At 45.5% G+C, this 649-nt stretch carries 1 protein-coding gene; it reads left to right on the top strand.

The features are described 5' to 3' along the window. Positions 1-63: 63 nt before the first annotated feature. A partial coding sequence (locus A3739_RS09050; protein ID WP_068501063.1) for a Yip1 family protein occupies positions 64-649 on the top strand: 586 nt, incomplete at its 3' end.

Genomic DNA, 649 nt, shown 5'->3' with positions numbered 1-649 from the left:
CGAACTCTAGTGATGGGTCGAGACTTATTGACGCAGCCAAAAAAAATAATCAACGGAGGCGCTATGAGCATATTGCATACTTTCGGTATCTTGACTCACCCTGACAGAGAATGGCAAACGATTCGCGAAGAGCATGAATCGGCCCCTAAGCTTTTTCTCACACACATCATTCTTCTCGCACTTATCCCCGCAGCAGCAGCGTATTACGGGACAACTCACGTTGGTTGGCAAATCGGCGATGGCGATATTATTAAGCTGACAAATTCTAGCGCCGCACAACTCTGCATTCTGTTTTACGCAGCAATGCTAAGCGGCATATACATTATTGGTAAATTCATTGATTTTTTTGCGGCGACATATGGCGTAGAAGCATCTGAACACAACGGTATTATTCTCGCCGCTTATACCGCAACGCCTTTATTCCTAATAGGCGCTATCGCGATATATCCAGTGCTCTGGGTAAACATGATGGCCGGAGTGGTCGCAGTATGTTGGTCGGTCTATCTCCTTTATGAAGGATTACCAATCCTAATGAAGATTCCAGAAGATAGAGGGTTTATGTTTGCCTCCTCTATCTTAACAGTGGGATTAGTGATGCTAGTCGGCTTGTTTGCCATTAGCGTCATTATCTGGAGCGTTGGAGTTGGTC

The organism is Oleiphilus sp. HI0067, from assembly GCF_001635735.1.
This window is presented reverse-complemented; position numbering and strand designations above follow the sequence as displayed.